20 protein-coding genes are annotated in these 21,494 nt (G+C 29.0%); 10 read left to right on the forward strand and 10 right to left on the reverse strand.

The annotated features are described in order from the left end of the window. Positions 1–2: 2 nt before the first annotated feature. Positions 3–1,217, reverse strand: a complete 1,215-nt coding sequence (locus BLT70_RS08965; protein WP_091893674.1) for an ATP-binding protein — start codon at positions 1,215–1,217, stop codon at positions 3–5. 12 nt (positions 1,218–1,229) lie between these two features. After that, on the reverse strand, positions 1,230–1,955 hold the full coding sequence (locus tag BLT70_RS08970) for a phosphatidylcholine/phosphatidylserine synthase (RefSeq protein WP_091897562.1): 726 nt from the start codon (positions 1,953–1,955) through the stop codon (positions 1,230–1,232). Positions 1,956–2,050: 95 nt separating this feature from the next. On the opposite strand from BLT70_RS08970, the gene BLT70_RS08975 reads away from it, so the two are divergent. The 5 genes from BLT70_RS08975 (at position 2,051) to BLT70_RS08995 (ending at position 7,720) form a co-directional block, all read left to right on the forward strand. After that, positions 2,051–3,034, forward strand: coding sequence for a YheT family hydrolase (locus BLT70_RS08975; protein ID WP_091893676.1), 984 nt, complete (start codon positions 2,051–2,053; stop codon positions 3,032–3,034). Positions 3,035–3,106: 72 nt separating this feature from the next. After that, positions 3,107–4,174: a PorV/PorQ family protein gene (locus BLT70_RS08980; RefSeq protein ID WP_091893678.1), complete on the forward strand. Its 1,068-nt coding sequence runs from the start codon at positions 3,107–3,109 to the stop codon at positions 4,172–4,174. 9 nt (positions 4,175–4,183) lie between these two features. Further along, positions 4,184–5,353, forward strand: a complete 1,170-nt coding sequence (locus BLT70_RS08985) for a DUF4105 domain-containing protein (RefSeq protein WP_091893680.1) — start codon at positions 4,184–4,186, stop codon at positions 5,351–5,353. 81 nt (positions 5,354–5,434) lie between these two features. Further along, entirely contained in the window at positions 5,435–7,117 is a 1,683-nt protein-coding gene (gene ftcD, locus BLT70_RS08990) for a glutamate formimidoyltransferase (protein ID WP_091893682.1), read from the forward strand. A 135-nt stretch (positions 7,118–7,252) separates the two neighbouring features. Further along, positions 7,253–7,720, forward strand: a complete 468-nt coding sequence (locus BLT70_RS08995) for a GNAT family N-acetyltransferase (RefSeq protein ID WP_091893684.1) — start codon at positions 7,253–7,255, stop codon at positions 7,718–7,720. Between the two features lie 57 nt (positions 7,721–7,777). On the opposite strand, the gene aroQ is transcribed toward BLT70_RS08995, so the two are convergent. Further along, positions 7,778–8,191, reverse strand: a complete 414-nt coding sequence (gene aroQ / locus BLT70_RS09000) for a type II 3-dehydroquinate dehydratase (protein ID WP_091893686.1) — start codon at positions 8,189–8,191, stop codon at positions 7,778–7,780. A gap of 78 nt (positions 8,192–8,269) precedes the next feature. Next, on the reverse strand, positions 8,270–8,770 hold the full coding sequence (locus BLT70_RS09005; RefSeq protein ID WP_091893688.1) for a transporter: 501 nt from the start codon (positions 8,768–8,770) through the stop codon (positions 8,270–8,272). Positions 8,771–8,940: 170 nt separating this feature from the next. Here BLT70_RS09005 and xerD point away from each other — a divergent pair, with 170 nt between their 5' ends. Next, positions 8,941–9,846, forward strand: a complete 906-nt coding sequence (gene xerD / locus BLT70_RS09010) for a site-specific tyrosine recombinase XerD (RefSeq protein WP_091893690.1) — start codon at positions 8,941–8,943, stop codon at positions 9,844–9,846. A 97-nt stretch (positions 9,847–9,943) separates the two neighbouring features. On the opposite strand, the gene guaB is transcribed toward xerD, so the two are convergent. Further along, entirely contained in the window at positions 9,944–11,419 is a 1,476-nt protein-coding gene (guaB, locus tag BLT70_RS09015; RefSeq protein ID WP_091893692.1) for an IMP dehydrogenase, read from the reverse strand. Positions 11,420–11,659: 240 nt separating this feature from the next. Here guaB and BLT70_RS09020 point away from each other — a divergent pair, with 240 nt between their 5' ends. From BLT70_RS09020 to BLT70_RS09035, 4 genes are all read left to right on the forward strand, one after another. Then, a complete protein-coding gene (locus tag BLT70_RS09020; RefSeq protein WP_091893694.1) occupies positions 11,660–12,829 on the forward strand; it encodes an imelysin family protein in 1,170 nt (389 codons plus the stop codon). A gap of 71 nt (positions 12,830–12,900) precedes the next feature. Continuing rightward, entirely contained in the window at positions 12,901–14,298 is a 1,398-nt protein-coding gene (locus tag BLT70_RS09025; RefSeq protein WP_091893696.1) for a di-heme oxidoredictase family protein, read from the forward strand. After that, a complete protein-coding gene (locus BLT70_RS09030; RefSeq protein ID WP_091893698.1) occupies positions 14,298–15,425 on the forward strand; it encodes an imelysin family protein in 1,128 nt (375 codons plus the stop codon). The genes BLT70_RS09025 and BLT70_RS09030 overlap by 1 nt, the downstream gene beginning before the upstream one ends. Then, positions 15,415–16,752: an HTTM domain-containing protein gene (locus BLT70_RS09035; RefSeq protein WP_157691865.1), complete on the forward strand. Its 1,338-nt coding sequence runs from the start codon at positions 15,415–15,417 to the stop codon at positions 16,750–16,752. Before BLT70_RS09030 ends, BLT70_RS09035 begins: the two co-directional genes overlap by 11 nt. On the opposite strand, the gene BLT70_RS09040 is transcribed toward BLT70_RS09035, so the two are convergent. The 5 genes from BLT70_RS09040 to BLT70_RS09060 form a co-directional block, all read right to left on the reverse strand. Beyond that, positions 16,745–17,236 carry a hypothetical protein gene (locus BLT70_RS09040; RefSeq protein WP_091893702.1) on the reverse strand — a complete coding sequence of 164 codons (492 nt, stop codon included), beginning with the start codon at positions 17,234–17,236 and terminating at the stop codon, positions 16,745–16,747. The genes BLT70_RS09035 and BLT70_RS09040 overlap by 8 nt on opposite strands. Continuing rightward, positions 17,236–17,772 (reverse strand): FMN-binding protein, encoded by a 537-nt coding sequence (locus tag BLT70_RS09045; protein WP_091893704.1) that lies wholly within the window; start codon positions 17,770–17,772, stop codon positions 17,236–17,238. Before BLT70_RS09045 ends, BLT70_RS09040 begins: the two co-directional genes overlap by 1 nt. A gap of 76 nt (positions 17,773–17,848) precedes the next feature. Next, positions 17,849–19,036, reverse strand: coding sequence for a porin (locus tag BLT70_RS09050; protein ID WP_091893706.1), 1,188 nt, complete (start codon positions 19,034–19,036; stop codon positions 17,849–17,851). Between the two features lie 248 nt (positions 19,037–19,284). After that, positions 19,285–20,049 carry an SDR family NAD(P)-dependent oxidoreductase gene (locus BLT70_RS09055; RefSeq protein ID WP_091893708.1) on the reverse strand — a complete coding sequence of 255 codons (765 nt, stop codon included), beginning with the start codon at positions 20,047–20,049 and terminating at the stop codon, positions 19,285–19,287. 33 nt (positions 20,050–20,082) lie between these two features. Continuing rightward, positions 20,083–21,372, reverse strand: coding sequence for an MFS transporter (locus BLT70_RS09060; protein ID WP_091893710.1), 1,290 nt, complete (start codon positions 21,370–21,372; stop codon positions 20,083–20,085). Positions 21,373–21,494: the final 122 nt, after the last annotated feature.

The raw sequence follows: 21,494 nt of genomic DNA on the forward strand, positions 1-21,494 counted from the left end.
TTTTAATTCGTTTTTTTCTTATAAATATAAAAATAGAAACAAACTCCTTTTTTCTCATCTGCTCTTTTCTTTAAATTAATTTTACCTCCTAATCTTTTAATAATAGCTTTTACAGTGGCTAAACCAATTCCTGTATTATTTGTATTTTTTGAACTTCCTAAAGTTTCAAATAATGCAAATACTTTATCCCAATATTTTTCTTCAATTCCTGGGCCATTATCCTCGTAAGTAAAATAATACTTATCAGCATCTTCTTTAAAATTTACTGAAATTATAGATTTTTCTTCATCACAGAATTTTCTAGAATTAGATATCAAATTTTGAAAAACTTGTAAAAGTCCTATTTTAGAACTAAAAATTTCTAAATCTAAATTATTAGCTTCTAAAGTAATTTTATTTTCAAAATCAATATTATTTATAATTGTATCTAAAAGTATTTTAATATTAAAGTTTTCGTAAATAATATTTTCGCTAGTTACTTTAGAGTAATTTAAAATCTCGTTTATTAAATCATCTATGTAAAGAATTCTATCAGAAATTAAACTTAAATGTTCTTCTGCTTCTGTATTTTTAAAAAGTGCTAAATGATCTTCTTTTAAAACATTTAACAAAAAATGAACGCCATTAATTGGCGATTTTAAATCGTGCGTTAATCTAAAAGCAAAATTATTTAATTGCTCATTTAATTTTTTTACTTTTAAATTAGAGGCTTCAAGTTCTTTATTCTTTTTTCTTAATTCTAGAAGTCTTACTACTTGTTTTGAAAGTAATACTAAAGATTCTTTTTGATTTTCTGTAAGTACTTTTGGCTTATTATCAATAACACATAAAGTTCCTAAAGGATAGCCTTCTGTACTATTTAAAGGAGCACCAGCGTAAAAAACAACATTAGGTTCATTTATCGTTAAAGGATTATCAAAAAAACGATCATCTTTTGTAGCGTCATTAATTATAAATAATTCATCTGGATTTAAAATACTGTGGGCGCAAAAAGCAATATCTCTTGGAGTTTCTGTTGCATTTACACCATGAGCAGATTTAAACCATTGTCTATCTTTATCAACTATAGATACTAGTGCTATTTGCGTATTACAAATACCAGAAGCTATTTTGGTTATAGCATCATATTCTTCTTCTGGTAAAGTGTCTAAAATTGAATATTCTTTTAAAACTGCTAACCTTTCTTTTTCATTATGGGGGATTTTAGCTGATTTCATTTGTATTATAATTTACAAAAATCTTTTTTTTACTACTGATAAAATAATGTACAATATAATAATTAATGGGACAGCAAGAAAATTTAAAGTAAACATTAACAAAACAGATGCTAAAAGAAATGCGTATTTAACATAATTATTTTTAAAAGAATAGTCTTTGAATTTTAAAGAAAACAAATGCATTTCTACATTCATTAAAAAACTTAAAAACCAAGTTAAAGCAATTAAAAAGTAATTATTACTTATCAAATCTTTAACAAATTCTATGTCAGTTTCCATTTGTATTAACGGTAAAGAAACTACAAATAAACACATAGCAGGTGTAGGTAACCCAATAAAAGATTCTGTTTGTCGTGTATCTAAATTAAAACGCGCCAACCTATAACAAGCTGCTAATGTTAATATTAAACCTATTAACTGTACATCTAATATTTGTGCTGTTTTTTCTTCAAAAAGATTATCTGCAATTAAATTATTTTGTATTAATTTAAACATAATAATACCCGGCACAACACCGCTTGTAACCATGTCTGCTAAGGAATCTAATTGTTTTCCTAGCTCTCCAGAAACATTTAATAATCGTGCAACAAAACCATCAAAAAAATCAAAAATAATTCCTACAAGTACAAAGATTCCTGCCGTTTTAAAATCTCCTTCAACAGCAAAAATTGCTGCAACTGTTCCAGAAAATAAATTTCCTAAAGTTATGTAATTTGGAATTTTCTCCCCTACTGCCATATAAAATAATTTTTCAACCGCTAAAATAAGCATTCAAAATTAGCTAATTTTCTAAATAGTTATTTTTTTGTCATATTTGTATAAAATAAAAACCTATGCCAGTTTTTTCTTCAGATTTTCTACCTACAATTCCTTTTAGAAACGGTTATTTTAACACTACTTTCAGGCCACTTTTCATGAAAGATAAAGCAACCTACACTAGAAAAAGGGTTTCAACTTGGGATCATGATTTTTTTGATTTAGATTTTACTTTTGTTGGTTCTAAAACAATAGTTGTATTAATTCATGGTTTAGAAGGTAGTTCTAATTCTAAATATATGGCTTCGAACGTCAATCATTTAAAAAATAAAGGCATAGATACCGTTTGTTTTAATTTAAGAGGTTGCAGTGGAGAGGATAATTTACTCCTTTCTACATATCACAGTGGAAAAACAGAAGATGTAGATTTTGTAGTAAATTATTTATTAGAAAATTACAAGTATAAAAATATTATAATTGCTGGTTTTAGTTTAGGAGGCAATTTAACGTTAAAATATATTGGTGAAAAAGGTGAAAATATTTCGCCAATAATTAAAGGTGCAATTGCAGTTTCAGTTCCAATAGATATTGGATCGGCAGAAATTGAAATGGATAAATTTAAAAACAAGTTGTATATGGAGATGTTTTTTAAAACAATGAAAAACAAAATATTAGAAAAATCTTATAAATTTCCAGAATACAAATTAGATCAAGATAAACTCTCTAAAGCTACAAAATTTAAACATCTAGAACATTTATATACTGTACCTGTTTTTGGTTTTAAAAATCCAGAAGATTATTGGGAAAAAGCAAGTTCTAAACAATATCTTTCAAATATAAAAAAGCCAACTTTGCTTATTAATGCAAAAGACGATAGTTTCTTATCAAGAGATTGTTACCCTTATGAAGAAGCAGAAAACTCAAATTTTTTCTTTTTTGAAGAAACAAAATATGGTGGTCATTGTGGTTTTATGACTTCTTTTAAACCAAATGAAAATAAATGGTTAGAGTTTAGAATTGAGCGTTTTATAAAAGAAAATATTCAATTAGATATTTTATAAACAATATCTAGTAAAAACAACAGTTATTTTAGTAGGTTTTTAGATATTTGTTATCCATAATTTTAAATATTTGTGAAATACAAAATAGTACTTTTTTTAGTTGCCTTTCCGCTTTTTTTAAAGGCGCAATCCTTTAGAAATTATTCAAACGAATTTTTAAATATTGGTGTGGATGCTGCTGCTTTAGGAATGAGTAAAGCTGTGGTTGCAACAACTAATAATGTAAATGCAATTTACTGGAATCCAGCGGGTTTAGTTGGTATTAAGGATTATCAAGGTTCTTTAATGTATGCCTCTTATTTTGCAGGCATCTCTAATTACAATCATGCCGCTTTTGCAATGCCAATTGATAAAATTAGTGCCATTGGTATTTCAGTTATTCGTTTTGGGGTTGATGATATTTTAAACACTACAGAATTAATTGATAGCGAAGGAAACATCGATTTTAATAGAATTAGTTTGTTTTCTGCTGCTGATTATGCTTTTAACTTTGCTTATGCTAGAAATTTAATTTTTAAGGATGTTAAAATAGGAGTAAATGCAAAAATTGTTCGAAGAATTATTGGCGAATTTGCTACTTCTTGGGGGTTTGGGTTTGATGCCGGCCTACAGTTTGAAAGAAATAATTGGAAATTTGGATTGATGGCAAGAGATATAACAACAACTTATAATAGTTGGATTATTAATGAAGATGAATTCAATAAAATTAAAGATGCAATTCCGGGTCAAAACCAAGAATTGCCAGAAACTACAGAAATTACAAAACCAAAAATACAATTAGGTGTTGCCAAAGATTTTAGAATTGGGCGTTTATTTAATCTTCAAACAGAAGCCGATTTAAATATTCGTTTTGAGCAAACAAATGATATTTTCTCATCAGAAGTTGGTAGTATAGATCCTGCAATTGGTTTTCAATTAGATTATGATCAATTAGTTTATTTACGTTTAGGTGTTGGTAATTTTCAATACATTACAGAGTACGATAACTCAAAATCGCTTTCTACACAACCTAATTTTGGCGTTGGTTTTAACTACAGAGGTGTTCAAGTTGATTATGCTTTAACAAATATTGGTAGTGTCGGTAACGCTTTATATTCAAATATTTTTTCAATTACTTTTGATTATAGTTTCTTTAGATGATACTAATTTATGAAAAAAAAATACTTACTACTACTCTTCCTTTTTGCATTTATAAAACCTTATAATTCTCAAGTAAATCTTTCTGTATATTCAGAAGTTAGTATTGTTACTGCAGGTCCTGGATCAGAATTATATGAAGCTTTTGGCCATTCTGCTATCAGAATAAAAGATCCTGTATTACAATTAGATGTAATTTATAATTATGGAATGTTTGATTTTGATGCTCCAAATTTTTATTCAAATTTCACGAAAGGAAACATGATTTATATGCTTGCTAGCTACGATTTTAAATACTTTTTGGCAAGTTATAAAAGAGATAAACGTTGGGTAAAACAACAAGTGTTAAATTTAACATCACAAGAAAGACAAAAGTTTTTTATGTATTTAGAAAACAATGCTTTGCCAGAAAATAGAAATTATAATTATGACCCCTATTTTAATAATTGTGCCACAAAATTAAAAGATATTACAATTTCAATTTTAGGAGATAAAGTGGTTTTAATTGATGAAAATATAGAAAAAAATCTATCATTTAGACAATTAATGAACAAAGAAATTCCTTGGAATTCTTGGGGAAATTTTGGCATCAATTTAGCTTTAGGAAGCAAATTAGATCAAAAAGCTACTTCTGAACAATATATGTATTTGCCTAAATATGTGTATACTATTTTTAAAGACAGTAAATTATTTGTTAGAAATCAGCCAGAAAACCTAATAAAAAGAGAAGATATTCTATTAGATTTTGAAGAACAAAAACCTAAAATTTCATTTTTTAATCCTTTTTTAATTTTTAGTATCTTTTCTTTAATTGGATTATTTATTACTTTTTCTGATTTTAAAAAGAAGAAAATATCAAAATGGTTAGATTTCACCATCCTTTCTACAACCGGAATTTTAGGTGTTTTAATCATTTTTCTTTGGTTTTTCACAGATCATTCTACAGCTCCCAATAATTTCAATTTTTTATGGGCTTTTGCTCCAAACTTGATAATTGCTTTTATAATGCTCAAAGAAAATCAGCAAAAAAGGATCAAATACTACTTTATATTTTTGACTTTTTTACTATTTACAATTCCTATTCTTTGGATTCTTGAAGTACAATTATTCCCTGTTGCTGTAATTCCTTTATTGGTTTTATTGTTTTTTAGATATTTATTTTTATCAAAAACCTTAAAATAAGTAACAAACTTTATTGTATTGATAATTTGTAAAGTTTATTTTTGATAAATATTTTACATTTGGTAATTAAATTCATCAATTATGAACAAACAACTTATAGAATGCGTTCCTAATATTAGCGAAGGTAAAGACATCAATAAAATAAATGCAATTGCAAACGTTGTAAAAACGGTTGAAGGTGTAAAATTATTAGATATAGATCCTGGTAAAGCAACAAATAGAACTGTAATTACTTTTGTTGGCGAGCCAAAAAATGTAATTGAAGCTGCTTTTAGATTGATAAAAAAAGCATCAGAACTTATTGATATGAGCAAACAAAAAGGTGAGCATCCTCGTTTTGGAGCTACAGATGTTTGTCCTTTAGTGCCAATTGCAAATATTTCTATGGAAGAAACTGCAAAACATGCGCATCAATTAGGTAAAAGAGTTGGTGAAGAATTAGGCATTTCTGGTTATTATTATGAAAATGCAGCAACTACATCAGAAAGAAAAAACCTTGCTACCGTTCGTTCTGGAGAATATGAAGGTTTAAAAGAAAAACTTTCTAAGCCAAATTGGAAACCAGATTTTGGTCCATCAGCATATAATCAACAAATAATTTCATCCGGAGTTACAGCAATTTCTGCACGTGACTTTTTAATTGCATATAATATAAACTTAAACTCAACTTCTACAAGAAGAGCAAATGCCATTGCTTTTGATATTCGTGAAAACGGAAGAGTAAAATTAGTTAACGGAAAAAAAGTATTGGATAAAAACGGAAATCCAGAAAGAATTCCAGGAAAATTAAAAGCCGTAAAAGGTATTGGTTGGTTTATAGAAGAATACGGAATTGCTCAAATTTCGTACAATTTAACCAACATTACGATCACTTCGATGCACGAAGCTTTTTATGAAACAGATTTGGCTGCAACTAAACGGGGTTTACGAGTAACTGGCTCTGAATTAGTTGGTTTAGTTCCTTTACAAGCAATGTTAGATACTGCTGATTTTTACCTAAAAAAACAAGAGCGATCTTTAGGAATATCAGAAAGTGAGAAGATTAAAATCGCTATAAAATCTCTAGGTTTAGACGATTTAAAACCATTTCATCCGCAAGAAAGAATCATAGAATATGTAATGAATTCTAATGCTGATAAAAAATTAATTGATTTAACAATTACAAATTTTGCAGAAGAAACTGCATCAGAATCTATGGCTCCTGGAGGTGGAAGTATTGCTGCTTATGTGGGTACTTTGGGCGTTTCTTTAGGCACAATGGTTGCGAATCTTTCTGCAAATAAACAAGGTTGGGACAAAAAATGGGAATATTTTTCTGATTGGGCAGTAAAAGGTCAAAAATATAAAAATGAATTGTTGTTTTTAGTGGATGAAGATACCAATGCTTTTAACAAAATTATTGACGGTTTTAGAATGCCAAAAACCAATCCTGAAGAAATTGAAGCAAGAAAACAAGCCATTGAAGATGCTACAAAATATGCAACCGAAATTCCGTTTAAAGTGATGCAAACTGCATACAATTCCATTGAAGTGATGTTAGAAATGATGAAAACCGGAATTCAAAATTCTCTTTCTGATGCTGGTGTTGGTATTTTATGTGCAAAAACAGCTGTTACAGGAGCTTATTTTAATGTACGAATTAATGCAAAAGACATAAAAGACAGAAAATTTGCGGAAGAAATTATTGCAAAAGCAGAAGACATCTATCAAAAAACTATTGTTCTAGAAAACGAAATGATGAAAATTATCAATGCTAAAATTTAAAATATTTTGGGCATTCTTTTCTACACTAAAACAAAAAAGTTTTAGTGTAGAAAAGTCGGGCTTTCTGTTACAATCTTTTTGTTCATTCTTCACAAAAAGGATTTTCACGTCAATCCTTAATGCAACTTATTTATTATGGAATTAGAAAACTTAGAAATTATAGCATATCAACCAGAATTTGCTAATGACTTTTATAGTTTAAATGTAGAATGGTTAGAAAAATATTTTTATGTAGAACCTTATGACGAAAAGGTTTTAAGAAATCCACAAAAATATGTTTTAGATCCTGGAGGATTTATCTTCTTTGCAAAATATAACAATGAAATTGTAGGAGTTGTTTCGATTATCAACCAAAAAAATTTTTTTGAATTGAGTAAAATGGCAGTTTTACCAAAATATCAAGGTTTAAAAATTGGTTTACAATTAATGAATTTCTGCATTGAATTTGCTAAAAATCAACAATGGAAAAGCATCACTTTATACTCTCACAGAAAATTAGTTCCGGCAATTAATTTATATAAAAAAATAGGGTTTAAAGAAATTCCTGTCGAAGAAAATTCACATTATGAGCGTTCTGATATTAAAATGCTTTTAAATTTATAAATAGGTTTCGACTGCACTGAACCAGACAAAACTAACTTAAAACTTAGAAAGTAAAATTTATAGAAAACTCTGAATTGCTAATTCATAACTTTTTAACCCAAAACCCAAAATTACTCCTTTACAAACTGGTGATAAAAACGAATGATGTCTAAACGTTTCTCTTTTATGCACATTAGAAATATGCACTTCTATAACCGGTGTTGTTATTCCACTTATCGCATCAGCAATAGCCACAGAAGTATGTGTGTATGCACCAGCGTTTAAGATAACTCCATCATAATTAAAACCAATTTCATGTAATTTATCAATAATTTCGCCTTCAATATTCGATTGATAATAATGTAATTCTACCTCTTTAAATTTTAATTGAAGTTCTTTAAAAAATTCTTCGAAGGTTTTAGAACCATATATTTCTGGCTCTCTTTTCCCTAATAAATTTAAATTTGGGCCGTTTATTATAATTAACTTCATGATTCAAAAATACATTTTTTAAACAAAAAAACGGAAGCTTTTTTGCTTCCGTTCGTAAATATAATCAATATTTATATTTTAAATTCCAAACATGAACCCCAAATTAACACTATTAAGATCTACACCTTCATTTGAAATTCCTGAGTATGACATGTTTAATTGTGTTCTTTCACCAACTTTATAACCAACCACTGGTCTATAATAAAAACCACCATCATAATCATTACTTAAACCTATTGCGTAACCAACATTTGCACCCACCACAAATTTCTCTGAAACATTAAATCTTGCAGCACCAGAAATTGGTAAAAAAGATGCATCTTCAGTTTCAAAAGTTATACCTCCAAAATCATGATCTTTCCCAAAAAAGTGAGAATATTGTACAGATGGACCTAAAGTAAAACCTTCTGCCACAGGAAACATATAATTTAATTCTGCGCCTAATGTTAATCCATAAAAATCATTTGTATCTCCTGTAGGTATTCCTACGTTTAACCCTCCATTTAAAACACCTTCTTGTGCATGTATACTACTTACACCTATAATTGCTACAAAAGCAGCTAATAATAATTTCTTCATTTTTTTTATGTTTTTAAGTTCTATACAAAAGTAAATGAGTACTCTTTTTTACATTAACTTAATTGCTTTAAAAGTTAACTCAAATGAAATTCTTACAATTTTGGATATAAAAATTTCTTGTATTCTTAATTTTTATCAATTGAATACTTAAGTTTTAATATCTTTATATTATGAAATGGCAAAACGCAATTAGAGATTATCGGTTGTATTTAAAAATTGAAAGAGGTTTATCTAAAAACACAATTGATAGTTATACAAGAGATTTAGATAAACTAATTTTATTTTTGGCTGAAAATGAAATCAGCTTCACTCCTATTTCTATTGATAATAATACTATTCAACAATTTAATTATGAAGTTGCAAAGAAAGTAAATCCAAGAAGCCAAGCACGCATAATTTCTGGTTTGCGAAGTTTTTTTGATTATTTAGTTTTTGAAGATTATAGAGAAACAAATCCTACAGATTTAATTGAAGCGCCAAAAATTGGTAGAAAATTACCAGATACTTTATCCGAAGAAGAAATAAACGAACTTATTTCTGCTGTTGATTTAAGTCATCCGCAAGGAGAAAGAAATAGAACCATTTTAGAAACCTTATATAGTTGTGGTTTGCGAGTTAGCGAATTAATCACCCTAAAAATTTCTGATTTATTTTTTAATGAAGGCTTTATAAAAGTTACAGGAAAAGGGAATAAAGAACGTTTTGTACCTATTCATTACAATGCGCAAAAATATATTACTATTTATATTAATGAAATTAGAATTCATCTAAAACCAGCAAAAAGTTTTGAAGATACTTTGTTTTTAAACCGACGTGGCAAAGGTTTAACTCGACAAATGATATTTACTATTTTAAAAGATTTAGCTGTTAAAATCAACTTGAATAAAAAAATAAGTCCGCATACTTTAAGGCATTCTTTTGCAACCCATTTATTAAAAAATGGCGCAGATTTAAGAGCAATTCAACTTATGTTAGGTCATGAAAGTATTACAACTACAGAAGTTTATGTACATTTAGATACTAGTTATTTAAAAGAAATTGTAGAAACTTATCATCCAAGAAAAAGCACTTTTTAGTAAAATACATGTAAGAAAATCTGACTCAAAAAAGCTAGATAAAAAAGCACAAAAAAACCAAGCAAAAATTGCTTGGTTTTATATTTTATAAAAAAAATTACCTTCTACTATAATTTGGTGATTCTTTTGTAATTGCTACATCATGAGGATGACTTTCATTAATTCCGCTTGCGGTAATTCTAATAAATTTACCATTTTCTTTAAGTGTTTCAATATCTTTTGCTCCACAATATCCCATTCCTGCACGTAAACCTCCAATAAACTGATGAATGCTTTCAAACAATTCTCCTTTATAAGGTACACGTCCAACAATTCCTTCTGGAACTAATTTTTTAATATCATCTTCTACATCTTGAAAATAACGATCTTTTGAGCCTTTTTTCATTGCTTCAATTGATCCCATTCCTCTGTAAGATTTAAATTTTCTTCCTTCGTAAATAATAGTTTCTCCTGGCGATTCTTTTGTACCAGCCAATAACGAACCTAACATTACTGTATCTGCACCGGCAGCAATTGCTTTAGGAATATCACCTGTGTAACGAATTCCACCATCTGCAATAACAGGAACTCCACTACCTTTTATAGCTTCTGCAACTTCTAAAACTGCAGAAAACTGAGGAAATCCAACACCTGCAACAACTCTCGTTGTACAAATAGAACCTGGACCAATACCTACTTTTATAGCATCTGCTCCAGCAGCAACTAAAAATTGCGCAGCTTCGGGAGTTGCTATATTACCAACAACTACATCTAAATTTGGGAACTTTTCTTTAATTGCTTTTAAAACATTTACCACACCTTCTGTATGGCCATGAGCTGTATCTACAACAACTGCATCTACACCTGCATTTACTAATGCTTCTGCTCTTTCAACAGCGTCTCCAGTTACACCTAAAGCTGCTGCAACTCTTAATCTACCAAAAGTGTCTTTGTTAGCAATTGGTTTTTGCGTTACTTTAGTAATATCTCTAAAAGTTATTAATCCTTTTAATTTGTAGTCTTTATCAACAATTAAAAGTTTTTCAATTTTATAATTCTGAAGAATTTTTTCTGCATCTGATAAAGAAGTTCCAACATCTGCAGTAACCAAATTTTCACTTGTCATTACTTCTACAATTGGTCTGGCATTGTTATGCTCAAAACGTAAATCTCTGTTTGTTACAATTCCTTGTAAAATTCCGTCTTTATCAACAATTGGGATTCCACCAATACCATGTTCTCTCATGTTTTGTTTGGCATCAGAAACTACAGCAGTTAAAGGTAAAGTAACAGGATCTAAAATCATTCCGCTTTCTGCACGTTTTACTTTTCTAACTTCTTGAGCTTGCTGCTCAATAGTCATATTTTTATGTAAAACTCCAATACCACCTTCTCTAGCTATCGCTATTGCTAAAGCAGATTCTGTAACTGTATCCATAGCCGCAGAAACGATGGGTACATTTATAGTAATATTTCTAGTAAATTTTGTTTGAATACTTACTTCTCTTGGAAGTACTTTAGAAAAAGCTGGAACTAATAATACATCATCGTATGTTAAGCCTTCTCCTAAAATTTTGTTGTTGTGTGCTATCATGTCGCAATTAAGGTATAATTGCGTGCAAATTTACAACTTATTAATGAATTAAATGCTAATAATTCTATCTCTTATTATATCTCAGTATTAATTAAAGATTAAATTTTACCTCATACGTAAATGATATTCATAAAGTCACGTACCTTATTTTTATTTGTTCTAAATAAAATTTGCATAAGTGATAATACTTTATATATTTGCCATTGAAAAACAATATTATTTTTAATCAATCTAAATAAAATGAATTTAAAATTATCCAAATTAATATTTGCAATTGGAATTACAACTATACTTTCTTGTACAAGCGAAAGTGAACCAATACCAGAAATTACAATTGAAAAATCTTCTGTTCTAGATAACTATGCTACAATTGTTTTTGCAAATTATTCAGACGCAAAAACAGATGCAGAAAGTTTACAAACAGCAATTAATGTTTTTGTTACAACACCTACAGAAGCAAACTTTACAGCAGCAAAAGATGCTTGGTTAAATGCTAGAGAATCTTATGGACAAACAGAAGCGTTTCGTTTTGCAAGTGGCCCAATTGATGACACTGATGGACCTGAAGGTTTATTAAATGCTTGGCCTTTGGATGAAAATTATGTAGATTATGTTGTTGGAGAAGCAAACTCAGGAATCATTAATAATCTTGTTGATTATCCAACAATAGATAAAGCAACTTTAGAAAGTTTAAATGAAGTTGGTAGCGAAACAAATATTAGTGTTGGTTACCATGCAATTGAGTTTCTTTTATGGGGACAAGATACAACTGTACCTTCAGAAAAATTAGCAGGACAAAGACCTTATACAGATTTTGTTGATGGCGGAACTGCTGATAATCAAGATAGAAGAAGAGATTATTTAGCAGCTTGTGCAGATTTATTAATAGATCATTTACAATTAATGATTACTGAATGGCAAGTTGGTGGTGCTTATAGAACAACTTTTTTAGCGTTGGATGAAGATACTGCTATCAAAAATATTTTAACAGCTTTGGCTACTTTATCAAAATCTGAATTAGGTGGAGAAAGAATATTTGTAGCTTATGACAATCAAGATCAAGAAGATGAGCATTCTTGTTTTTCTGATAATACACATAGAGATATTCGTTTAAACTTAGCAGGAATTGCAAATGTTTATAGAGGTTCTTATGGAAGTATTTCTGGCGATTCTTTAGAGGATTTAATATCAGAAACAAACCCAACTTTAGCAGCAGAAATTACAGCACAATTAGTTGCTGCAGAAAATGCAATAGATGCTACTGCTACTCCTTTTGATTTTGCTATTTCTGATACATCAGAAAGACCATTTGTATTAGCTTCTGTAAATGCTTTACAAGATTTGGGTGATAAATTTGTTGAAGGTGGAAGTGCTTTAGGAATTTCTATTTCTTCTCAATTACCTGATTAATTTATAAAATTTTTAATTATTTTGTCAGAATTTCAATTTTTATTGGAATTCTGACTTTTGTATTACATACTATGACTAATAAAACAAAACCATTTTTAATACTACTAATCTTAATTATGATTAGTTGTTCTAATAATGAAGAAATTTATATTCCTTTAGTTGCTGAAGAAAATGAAGCTTTTTCTGGTGGAGAAACTACCATTTTTGATGTTTCTGTAAATGCATTTGGATTTCAAGCACCTAATTTAGTAGGAGATAATTCGTTGTTTTTCTTTACAGGAAACTCTTTATTTAATCAGAATTGGGTAACTGCGCCAGCATCTACAACTGCAAGAGATGGATTAGGTCCATTTTTTAATGCGAGAGCTTGTTCTACTTGTCACTTTAAAGACGGAAGAGGAAAAGCTCCTGAATCTATTGGAGATTTAAATCATGGTTTATTATTAAGGTTAAGTATTCCTGGTACAGATTTAAATGGAGGCAATAAACCAGATCCAATTTATGGAGGTCAATTACAAGATCAATCTGTAACAAATACAACTACAGAAGCATCTTTTTCAATTTCATATTCAGATAAAATTGTTAATTATTCTGATGGAACTTCTGTAACTTTAAGAAATCCTGAATATATTATTAATGATTTAGCGTATGGAAATTTAGCTAGTAACTTACAAGTTTCGCCAAGAGTTGCACAACAAATGGTTGGTTTGGGCTTATTAGAAGCCGTTACAGAAAATACTTTATTAAGTTTTGCTGATGAATTTGACACTGATAATGACGGAGTTTCTGGAAGACCAAATTATGTTTGGAACATAGAAACACAATCTACAACTATTGGACGTTTTGGATGGAAAGCAAATCAGCCAACTATAAAACAACAAATTTCTGCTGCTTTTGCTGGTGATTTAGGCATTACTTCTACTTTATTTCCTGATGAAAATTGTCCTGAAGGAGTTGACTGTTCTAGTTTTGCTAATGGAGGATCTCCAGAAATTTCTGATGAAAATATTGGTAAAGTAACTTTATATTCAAGCACACTTGCTGTTCCTGGACGAAGAGATTATGATGAAATAAACATTTTAGAAGGAAAAAAATTATTTATTGATAGTAAATGTACTTCTTGTCATATTGCAAAAATGACAACGGGTTCTCATGAAATTCCTGCGTTAGAAAATCAAACAATTAGACCTTATACAGATTTATTATTACATGATATGGGTGTTGATTTGGCTGATAATACGCCAGATTTTAAAGCAACAGGAACTGAATGGAGAACGCCTCCATTATGGGGAATTGGTTTAATTGAAACTGTAAATGGCCACACAAATTTATTACATGATGGACGTGCAAGAACTATTGAAGAAGCTATTTTATGGCATGGTGGAGAAGCAGAAAATTCTAAAAATATATTCGTCAATTTAACATCAGAAGAAAGAACAAAAATCATCGACTTTATTAAAACTCTATAATGAAATCTCAAATCAGAAAAAAACTTTTTTTTATACTTCCATTAAGTATTCTAGCTTCGTTGCTAATTTTTATCAGTTGTAATACAGACGGAATTACAGAATCTGAATATCAAATTCAATATACAAGAACTGCACAGTTAGAAAATGTTTATGAGAATGAGATATTAGTTTTATCAAATGAATTTATTCAGCAAACTAGTTTGTTAGAAACAAGTATTCAAGAATTTAAAACGACGCCTACTTTAGTAAATTTAACGAAAACTCAAGCAAGTTGGCTTGCCACTTTAAAAGTTTGGAAACAATTAGAATTGTATAATTTAGGCGCTGTAGAAAATAGTTTTATCCATTTTGAAATTAATAGGTGGCCAACAAATTCAGAAACTATCAATGAACATATTAATGGAACTGAAACTATTAATGAAGCTTTTATTGCATCCAAAGGTTCTTCTGCCAAAGGAATTTCTGCTTTAGAATATCTACTTTTTTCATCCGAAGAAAACCAAGAAATCTTAAATTCTTTTACAACTGAATTAAATTTTGAAAGAAGATTAGATTATTTATTGTCTTTATCTAATAATTTAAAAACAAAAGCGAATGCTCTTTTAAGTCTTTGGGAAAATGATAAATCAGACTTTATTTCATCTGTAGAAAACGGAATTAGCGGAAGTCAAAACCAATTAACAAATGCAATGATTACTTTAATTGAAGAAGTAATTATTAGTAAATTAGGAAATCCTTTAGGAAATAATACTGGTGGAATTATCAATCTTGATGATTTAGAAGCTTCGAGAAGTATAACATCTTTGGTAATTATTCAAGAACATTTAAACGCTTTAAAAAGATGCTATAATGGCGATTTTTTAGAAAATGAAATCAATTGGGGATATGACAACTATTTGGGTTTAATTGAAAGAGATGATTTGGATTTAAGCATTATTGAAGCTTTTAATAATTGTCAAACAAAAATTGATGCAATTCATAATCCTTTAACTATAGAATTGATTAATAATCCTGAAAACGTAGAAAATTTACAAGATGCTTTTAGAGATTTATTAGTACTTATTAAAGTAGATATGTCTAACGCAATTGGTACAACAGTTACCATAAATGACAATGATGGGGATTAAAAAAATTACTTCTTATCTACTAAAAGAAACATCCATATTACCACTTGCCATTTTTAGAATGGCATTTGGTTTTTTAATGTGTTTCTCAATGTTTCGTTTTATATTTAATGGTTGGATTGAAAAATGCTATACAAATCCTGAGTTTCATTTTACCTATCAATTCTTTGATTGGATTCAACCTCTTGATGTAAATGAAATGTATATTGTTGTAATTATTTGTGCATTATCTGCCTTATTAATTGGGTTAGGTTTTTTGTATAGAATTGCAACAATACTATTTTTTATCTCCTTTACATATTTAGAATTGATAGAAAAATCTTGGTATTTAAATCACTATTATTTTGTTTCTCTAGTCGCTTTTTTATTGATTTTAGTGCCTGCAAACAAAAACTATTCTGTTGAAACAAAAATCTTTAAAAATTTAAAATTAAATTATGTACATAATTGGACGATTCTAATTTTTAAACTGCAACTGTGCGTTGTTTATTTATTTGGCGGAATTGCTAAAATAAAATCTGATTGGTTACTAAATGCACAACCTTTAAAAATTTGGCTAAAAGCAAAAACAGATGTTCCTTTAATTGGTTGGTTATTTGAATATGATATAACTCCTTACCTATTTAGTTGGAGTGGAATGCTGTACGATTTAACAATTCCTTTTTTACTTTTTATCAGAAAAACAAGACCAATTGCGTATATTTTTGTGGTTGTTTTTCATGTATTGACATACGTTTTATTTAATATCGGTATGTTTCCTTGGTTGATGATTTTTGGCAGTTTGGTTTTTATTACACATCAAGAATGGAACACAATTTTAGGTTATTTAGGAAAAAAAATAAATTTAGAAGAAGATAAAAAAGAAAATAATAGTTTTAAAACGAATAAGATTGTACTTGCTTTTCTAGCTGCATTCTTTGCATTTCAATTTTTATTTCCTTTAAGATATCATCTTTTAACAAACAATGTTTTATGGACAGAAAACGGGCTTCGTTTTGCTTGGCACGTAATGATTATGGAAAAAAATGGATTTGCAGAATTTACTGTATTTGATAAAAAAACGAGCAAACGTTGGGTTGAGTATCCTAAAAACCATTTAACAACAACTCAAGAAAAGCAAATGAGTTTTCAGCCAGATATGATTTGGCAATATGCGCAATTTCTAAAGGATAAATATGCAAAGAAAGGCATTACTGATGTTGCTATTTTTGTAGATTCTAGAGTTTCTTTAAACGGGCGAGTTTCTCAAAAATTTATAAATCCGAAGAAAGATTTACTAGAAATAAAAGATGTTGATGCAATTTATAAAGCTGTTTTAAAGCTTAATTAGTTTTCTTTAAAGCTTGCTTTAAAATGATAAAAATTGATGCTGTATATGTTGCTGTCATAAAGAAACCAGAAATCATAATTACATACTTCATAAAGTATAAATCTTTCCATAATAAGTAAATTCCTCCAAAAGTAAAAATAAGAGAAAAGAAAGGTTCTATCATTAAAAAAAGTTTCAACTTCTGAGAAATATCTGTTGTTGATAGCAGTAAAGAAATAATAAAGAAAATTACTGAAAGTGATAAAATATGACTGTGAACTGTTGTCATAATTTCTCCTTCAGATTTCTTAAACATCATTTTTGTGGCACTTTCATCTTCTTCATTTCCTAAATAGCGATGCTCAATTCCTGTAGGATTTGCGTTAGTTGTTGATCTTACAAAAGAAATTCCGCTATAAAAACCAATACTTAACGTACAAACAAAAGCAACAATAAGTAGTTTTATTTCTTTTGGAAATTGAAAAATAAGTCCCTTTAAAACCATTATAAAACCTTATTAATATGTAAGATATTTAAATCTAATAAGAACGAATTTACAGCTTTTGTCATAGAAAGTGCAGAAATTGTTGCTCCAGAAATTGGAATAATATCTTTTCTATATTTTAATTTATCAGCAGAAGATTTTCCTGTAAATTGGTTTAACCAACGTTTACTTCCAATTTCACCACCATAATCTTCTCTGTAAACTAATACTTTTGTTTTAGCAATAATTAGATTCTTATCTAACAAGATTAAATAATCAAATTCGTCAGTTTTACTGGGCGATTTATCAACAAAAGCATAACCAATTAATTTTGAGTTACTTTCAATTTTAAATAGATTGTCGTTACCAATTTTTTTAGGCAATTTATCATTTATAGAATCTTCAATTTTAACTAGCTTTAATTGAAAATCTTTGATATCAAAAACACTTTTTATTTCCTTATTTACTTTCTTTAAAAGTTTATCCGGCAATGAAAAAGAAACCAACATAAAGCTTATGGCTATTATGGATAAAGAAAAAAATCTTTTTAAAATCATCTTGAAAAATAATTAGAATGAATACAAAGAAAAGCAAATTCTAAATTAAATTTACTTTTCCTTATTTACTTTTATATTAGAACCAAACTCCGATTCCGAAATTTAATTGATTTATTGTTGCACCACCAATTACAGCATTGTCTTTTAATTGATAATCTCCCTTAATAACTGCTCCTGATGCAATTTGATAACTTAAACCAAAAGTCCATTCATGTCTGTCAAAACTATTATTTTTAGTTAAGTTACCTTCCACAGATGCATGTGTATCATAATCTTCATATCTAACAAAACCAAATAATTGTTGTCTCTTTGTTTGTGGTAATAAATTGTAAGCTGCTTCTACATAATATCCTTGTAAAGCACTTCCTAAATCGCTACCAGTAGCTATATTATATGCATTAGTATCTGATAAACTTGCGTGTACAAACTGACCTCTAGCGGTAAAACGTTGGTATGCATAACGCGCATCTAATCCTATCATAGAAATACCAACATCTGCACCAGAAAGATCTTCAACGTCAGCAGGAGATTGCGTTCTACCTAAATAACCAGATAATCCTAAACGCAATCCAGGTAATCCATAATAATCAATTTTTGTAGCAAAATTTGCGTTGTTAAATGTAGATTGAATTCCTTTTTGTTTTCCACCTCTTAAACCAGCTCTTCCGCCAATTAATCCTGCAGTAATAGTACCTGCTTCATTAGATTCTACTGATTTAAAACCGTTAAAAATATAGGCTTGATAACGTAAAGAAGCTTCATTATATCTTCCAGAAACTCCAATTCCCATTTCTCGCCAAGTAGTAGGTACAATAGCATTATCCATACTTGGTCTTTCTACACCATTAAAGGTTGTTGGCTCATGGTATTCATTTACAATTCCCATAGGAATTAACATTAAACCTGCGCGTAAATTTACATTATCATTTAATGAATATTGTAAAAATGCTTGCTCTACAAAAAGTTCATTTACATGTTCAAATTCAACTTCTGTAATAAATTGTGTTCTTTCATCAAATTTATATCCAAAAAAAAGGACTAATCTTTTAACATCTAAAACAGCATTATTATCAGAAACTTTATTGTAAATCAATTCTCCATAACCACCAACAGAAACTCCTTTTGTATTTATATTACCATTTAAAATACGCTGTGCACCATTTATTTGGTTTTTAGGATTGTTTATAGAATCTTTTTGATTGTTTTGTGCTGCAATACTTATTGTAGAAACAATAGCAATTGCAAAAGTTAAAAGCCTTTTCATTAATAGTTAACTTAATTTAGATTAATTATGAATAGTATTTATTTTGACTGCAAATATACATTGTAAAATAAACTACACAAATAATTATTTAGATTAAATTTAAATTATATAAAGTAAATATAATCACTTTAAACTCTAAAAATTAAAGAGTTAAAATAAAATTCATAAAAAAGATAAAACCAGTAAAATTAAATTTACTGGTTTTATATTATTTTAACTTAATAAAATTAATGGTAAAAATTAGAATCTTAAATTCCTAATGCCTGACCACCACCAACTTGAATAGTTTCTGCAGTAATAAATGCAGCATCTTTACTAGCTAAGAAAGATACAACACCAGCTACATCTTCTGGTTGACCTAATCTACCTAACATAATATTGTTTGCCCAAGAAGCAAAAACTTCTGGCTTAGTTGCTTTAATTTGAGCATGAAAAGGAGTATCTATTGTACCTGGAGATACAGCATTTACTCTAATACCATATTCTGCTAAATCTTTTGCTAATGCTCTAGTAATTGCATGAACACCAGCTTTTGAAGTACCATAAATACCAGCACCAGGTCCACCTGCATTCCATCCTGCATTTGATGTATAGTTTATAATTGATGCGTTATCACTTTTCTTTAAAAAAGGAATTGCTGCTCTTGAAGCAAAAAATGCTGAATCAAGATTTAAAGCCATCACAAACCTGTAAAACTCAGTTGTCATTTCTTCGAATCTAGATCTACCACCTAAACCACCTGCATTATTAACTAAAACATCAATTTTGCCATATTTTTCACCAATTTTGGTAATATTAGCTGTTACTTCTTCATCTTTAGTAACATCAAATCCATAATACTCAGCAGTAATACCTTCTGCAGTTAATTCTTTAACTCTTTCAGCACCTGCTTCATCTTCAATACCGTTTAAAATTACAGTATAACCATCTTTTCCTAATCTTTTTGCTACTGCAAAACCTATTCCTCCTGTAGCACCTGTAATTACAGCTATTTTGTTTTCTAATTTGCTCATGACTTTATTTAATTGTTATAATTATTATTATTTTTATTCTTCTACTGATTTAATTTCTCTTGCGAAATAATAAATTGCTCCTAAACCTAATGGTACAAATGCAGCAATTGCAACAAATATTGGTGTGTAAGAAAATTTGTCTTGAATTATTGGAACTAAAAAGTTCATAAGAATTACAGAGAAAACACCAACCATACCTGCTAAACCTGCTAATGAACCTACTGATTTACCACTGAATAAATCACTTGGTAGTGTTTGTACGTTTCCAATAGCAAATTGAAAACCAAATAATACAAAAAATACAATTGCAACAAAACGTTCTGGAGAATCACCAAATAATACTGTGGCAACTAAACCTAAGAACATTATAACACCACCAATTAATATGGTAAATTTTCTTCCTTTATCAATTGAATTTGTTTTAGAAATTATTTGTCCTGAAACATATCCACCAGCAATACTTCCTAAAGCTGCACCAACATAAGGTACCCAAGCAAACATACCAACTTCTTTTACGTTAAATCCATAAACATCAGCTAAGTATAAAGGCATCCAACCTACAAACAACCACCATATTGGTTCTAAGAAAAAACGACCTACAACAATAGCCCAAGATTCTTTGTAAGAAAGAATTTCTTTTAAACTTTTCCCTTTAGTATCTGCAGTAGCATTTTGATCTGCTTTACTTTGACCTTCTGAAATATATTTCTGCTCCTCTGGAGTAATCCAAGGATGTTTTTTTGGTCCTGCTTTATTGATTAATAACCATGGAATAATCCAAAGTAAACCAAAGGAACCAACTACCATAAAAGTGGTTCTCCAACCAAAAGCAACAAATAATGTTGCAATAAACGGCGGAGCTATAACAGATCCAATCGATGCACCTGCATTAAATAGACCTTGTGCAATAGCTCGTTCTTTAATAGGAAACCATTCTGCATTACTTTTAACACCTCCTGGCCAATTACCAGCTTCGGATATACCTAAAGTACTTCTAAAAAATGTAAGACCAACAATTCCTTGAACTGTAGAATGTAAGAAAGAAGATAATCCCCAAACACCAATACTAATTACATAACCAATTCTTGTTCCTACTTTGTCAAATAATTTACCTGAAAATAATTGACCAAGTGCATAGAACACCATAAAAATATTTAATATTAACCCGTAGTCACTTTTGGTTAGGTCTAATGATCCAGAAATTGAGTTGGGTTGATCACTACTACCCCACATAATGGCTAATGCACTTCTATCGATATAATTGATTACCGTAGCTAAAAATATTAACCCAATAATAAACCATCTTAATCCTTTTACTTTCATTGTTTTAGTTAAATTAAAGTACTTAATAATCTAAAAACTAAATACTTAGTACTATTTGTAAATAATTTTGGCATTTAAAAAAAAATCAAAAAACTCTATTCATAATTTATTTTTATTGATAA

Origin of the sequence: Polaribacter sp. KT25b (assembly GCF_900105145.1) — a bacterium.
In the GTDB taxonomy this organism is placed as follows: Bacteria; Bacteroidota; Bacteroidia; order Flavobacteriales; family Flavobacteriaceae; genus Polaribacter.

Coding starts and splice junctions, on each gene's coding strand:
- aroQ (WP_091893686.1), bottom strand. CDS start 8,191: ATGAAGTTAATTATAATAAACGGCCCAAATTTAAATTTATTAGGGAAA.
- BLT70_RS09025 (WP_091893696.1), top strand. CDS start 12,901: ATGACTAATAAAACAAAACCATTTTTAATACTACTAATCTTAATTATG.
- BLT70_RS09050 (WP_091893706.1), bottom strand. CDS start 19,036: ATGAAAAGGCTTTTAACTTTTGCAATTGCTATTGTTTCTACAATAAGT.
- BLT70_RS09035 (WP_157691865.1), top strand. CDS start 15,415: ATGGGGATTAAAAAAATTACTTCTTATCTACTAAAAGAAACATCCATA.
- xerD (WP_091893690.1), top strand. CDS start 8,941: ATGAAATGGCAAAACGCAATTAGAGATTATCGGTTGTATTTAAAAATT.
- BLT70_RS08970 (WP_091897562.1), bottom strand. CDS start 1,955: ATGGCAGTAGGGGAGAAAATTCCAAATTACATAACTTTAGGAAATTTA.
- BLT70_RS09040 (WP_091893702.1), bottom strand. CDS start 17,236: ATGGTTTTAAAGGGACTTATTTTTCAATTTCCAAAAGAAATAAAACTA.
- BLT70_RS09005 (WP_091893688.1), bottom strand. CDS start 8,770: ATGAAGAAATTATTATTAGCTGCTTTTGTAGCAATTATAGGTGTAAGT.
- BLT70_RS09055 (WP_091893708.1), bottom strand. CDS start 20,049: ATGAGCAAATTAGAAAACAAAATAGCTGTAATTACAGGTGCTACAGGA.
- BLT70_RS09060 (WP_091893710.1), bottom strand. CDS start 21,372: ATGAAAGTAAAAGGATTAAGATGGTTTATTATTGGGTTAATATTTTTA.
- BLT70_RS09020 (WP_091893694.1), top strand. CDS start 11,660: ATGAATTTAAAATTATCCAAATTAATATTTGCAATTGGAATTACAACT.
- BLT70_RS08965 (WP_091893674.1), bottom strand. CDS start 1,217: ATGAAATCAGCTAAAATCCCCCATAATGAAAAAGAAAGGTTAGCAGTT.
- ftcD (WP_091893682.1), top strand. CDS start 5,435: ATGAACAAACAACTTATAGAATGCGTTCCTAATATTAGCGAAGGTAAA.
- BLT70_RS09045 (WP_091893704.1), bottom strand. CDS start 17,772: ATGATTTTAAAAAGATTTTTTTCTTTATCCATAATAGCCATAAGCTTT.
- BLT70_RS08975 (WP_091893676.1), top strand. CDS start 2,051: ATGCCAGTTTTTTCTTCAGATTTTCTACCTACAATTCCTTTTAGAAAC.
- BLT70_RS08995 (WP_091893684.1), top strand. CDS start 7,253: ATGGAATTAGAAAACTTAGAAATTATAGCATATCAACCAGAATTTGCT.
- guaB (WP_091893692.1), bottom strand. CDS start 11,419: ATGATAGCACACAACAACAAAATTTTAGGAGAAGGCTTAACATACGAT.
- BLT70_RS09030 (WP_091893698.1), top strand. CDS start 14,298: ATGAAATCTCAAATCAGAAAAAAACTTTTTTTTATACTTCCATTAAGT.
- BLT70_RS08985 (WP_091893680.1), top strand. CDS start 4,184: ATGAAAAAAAAATACTTACTACTACTCTTCCTTTTTGCATTTATAAAA.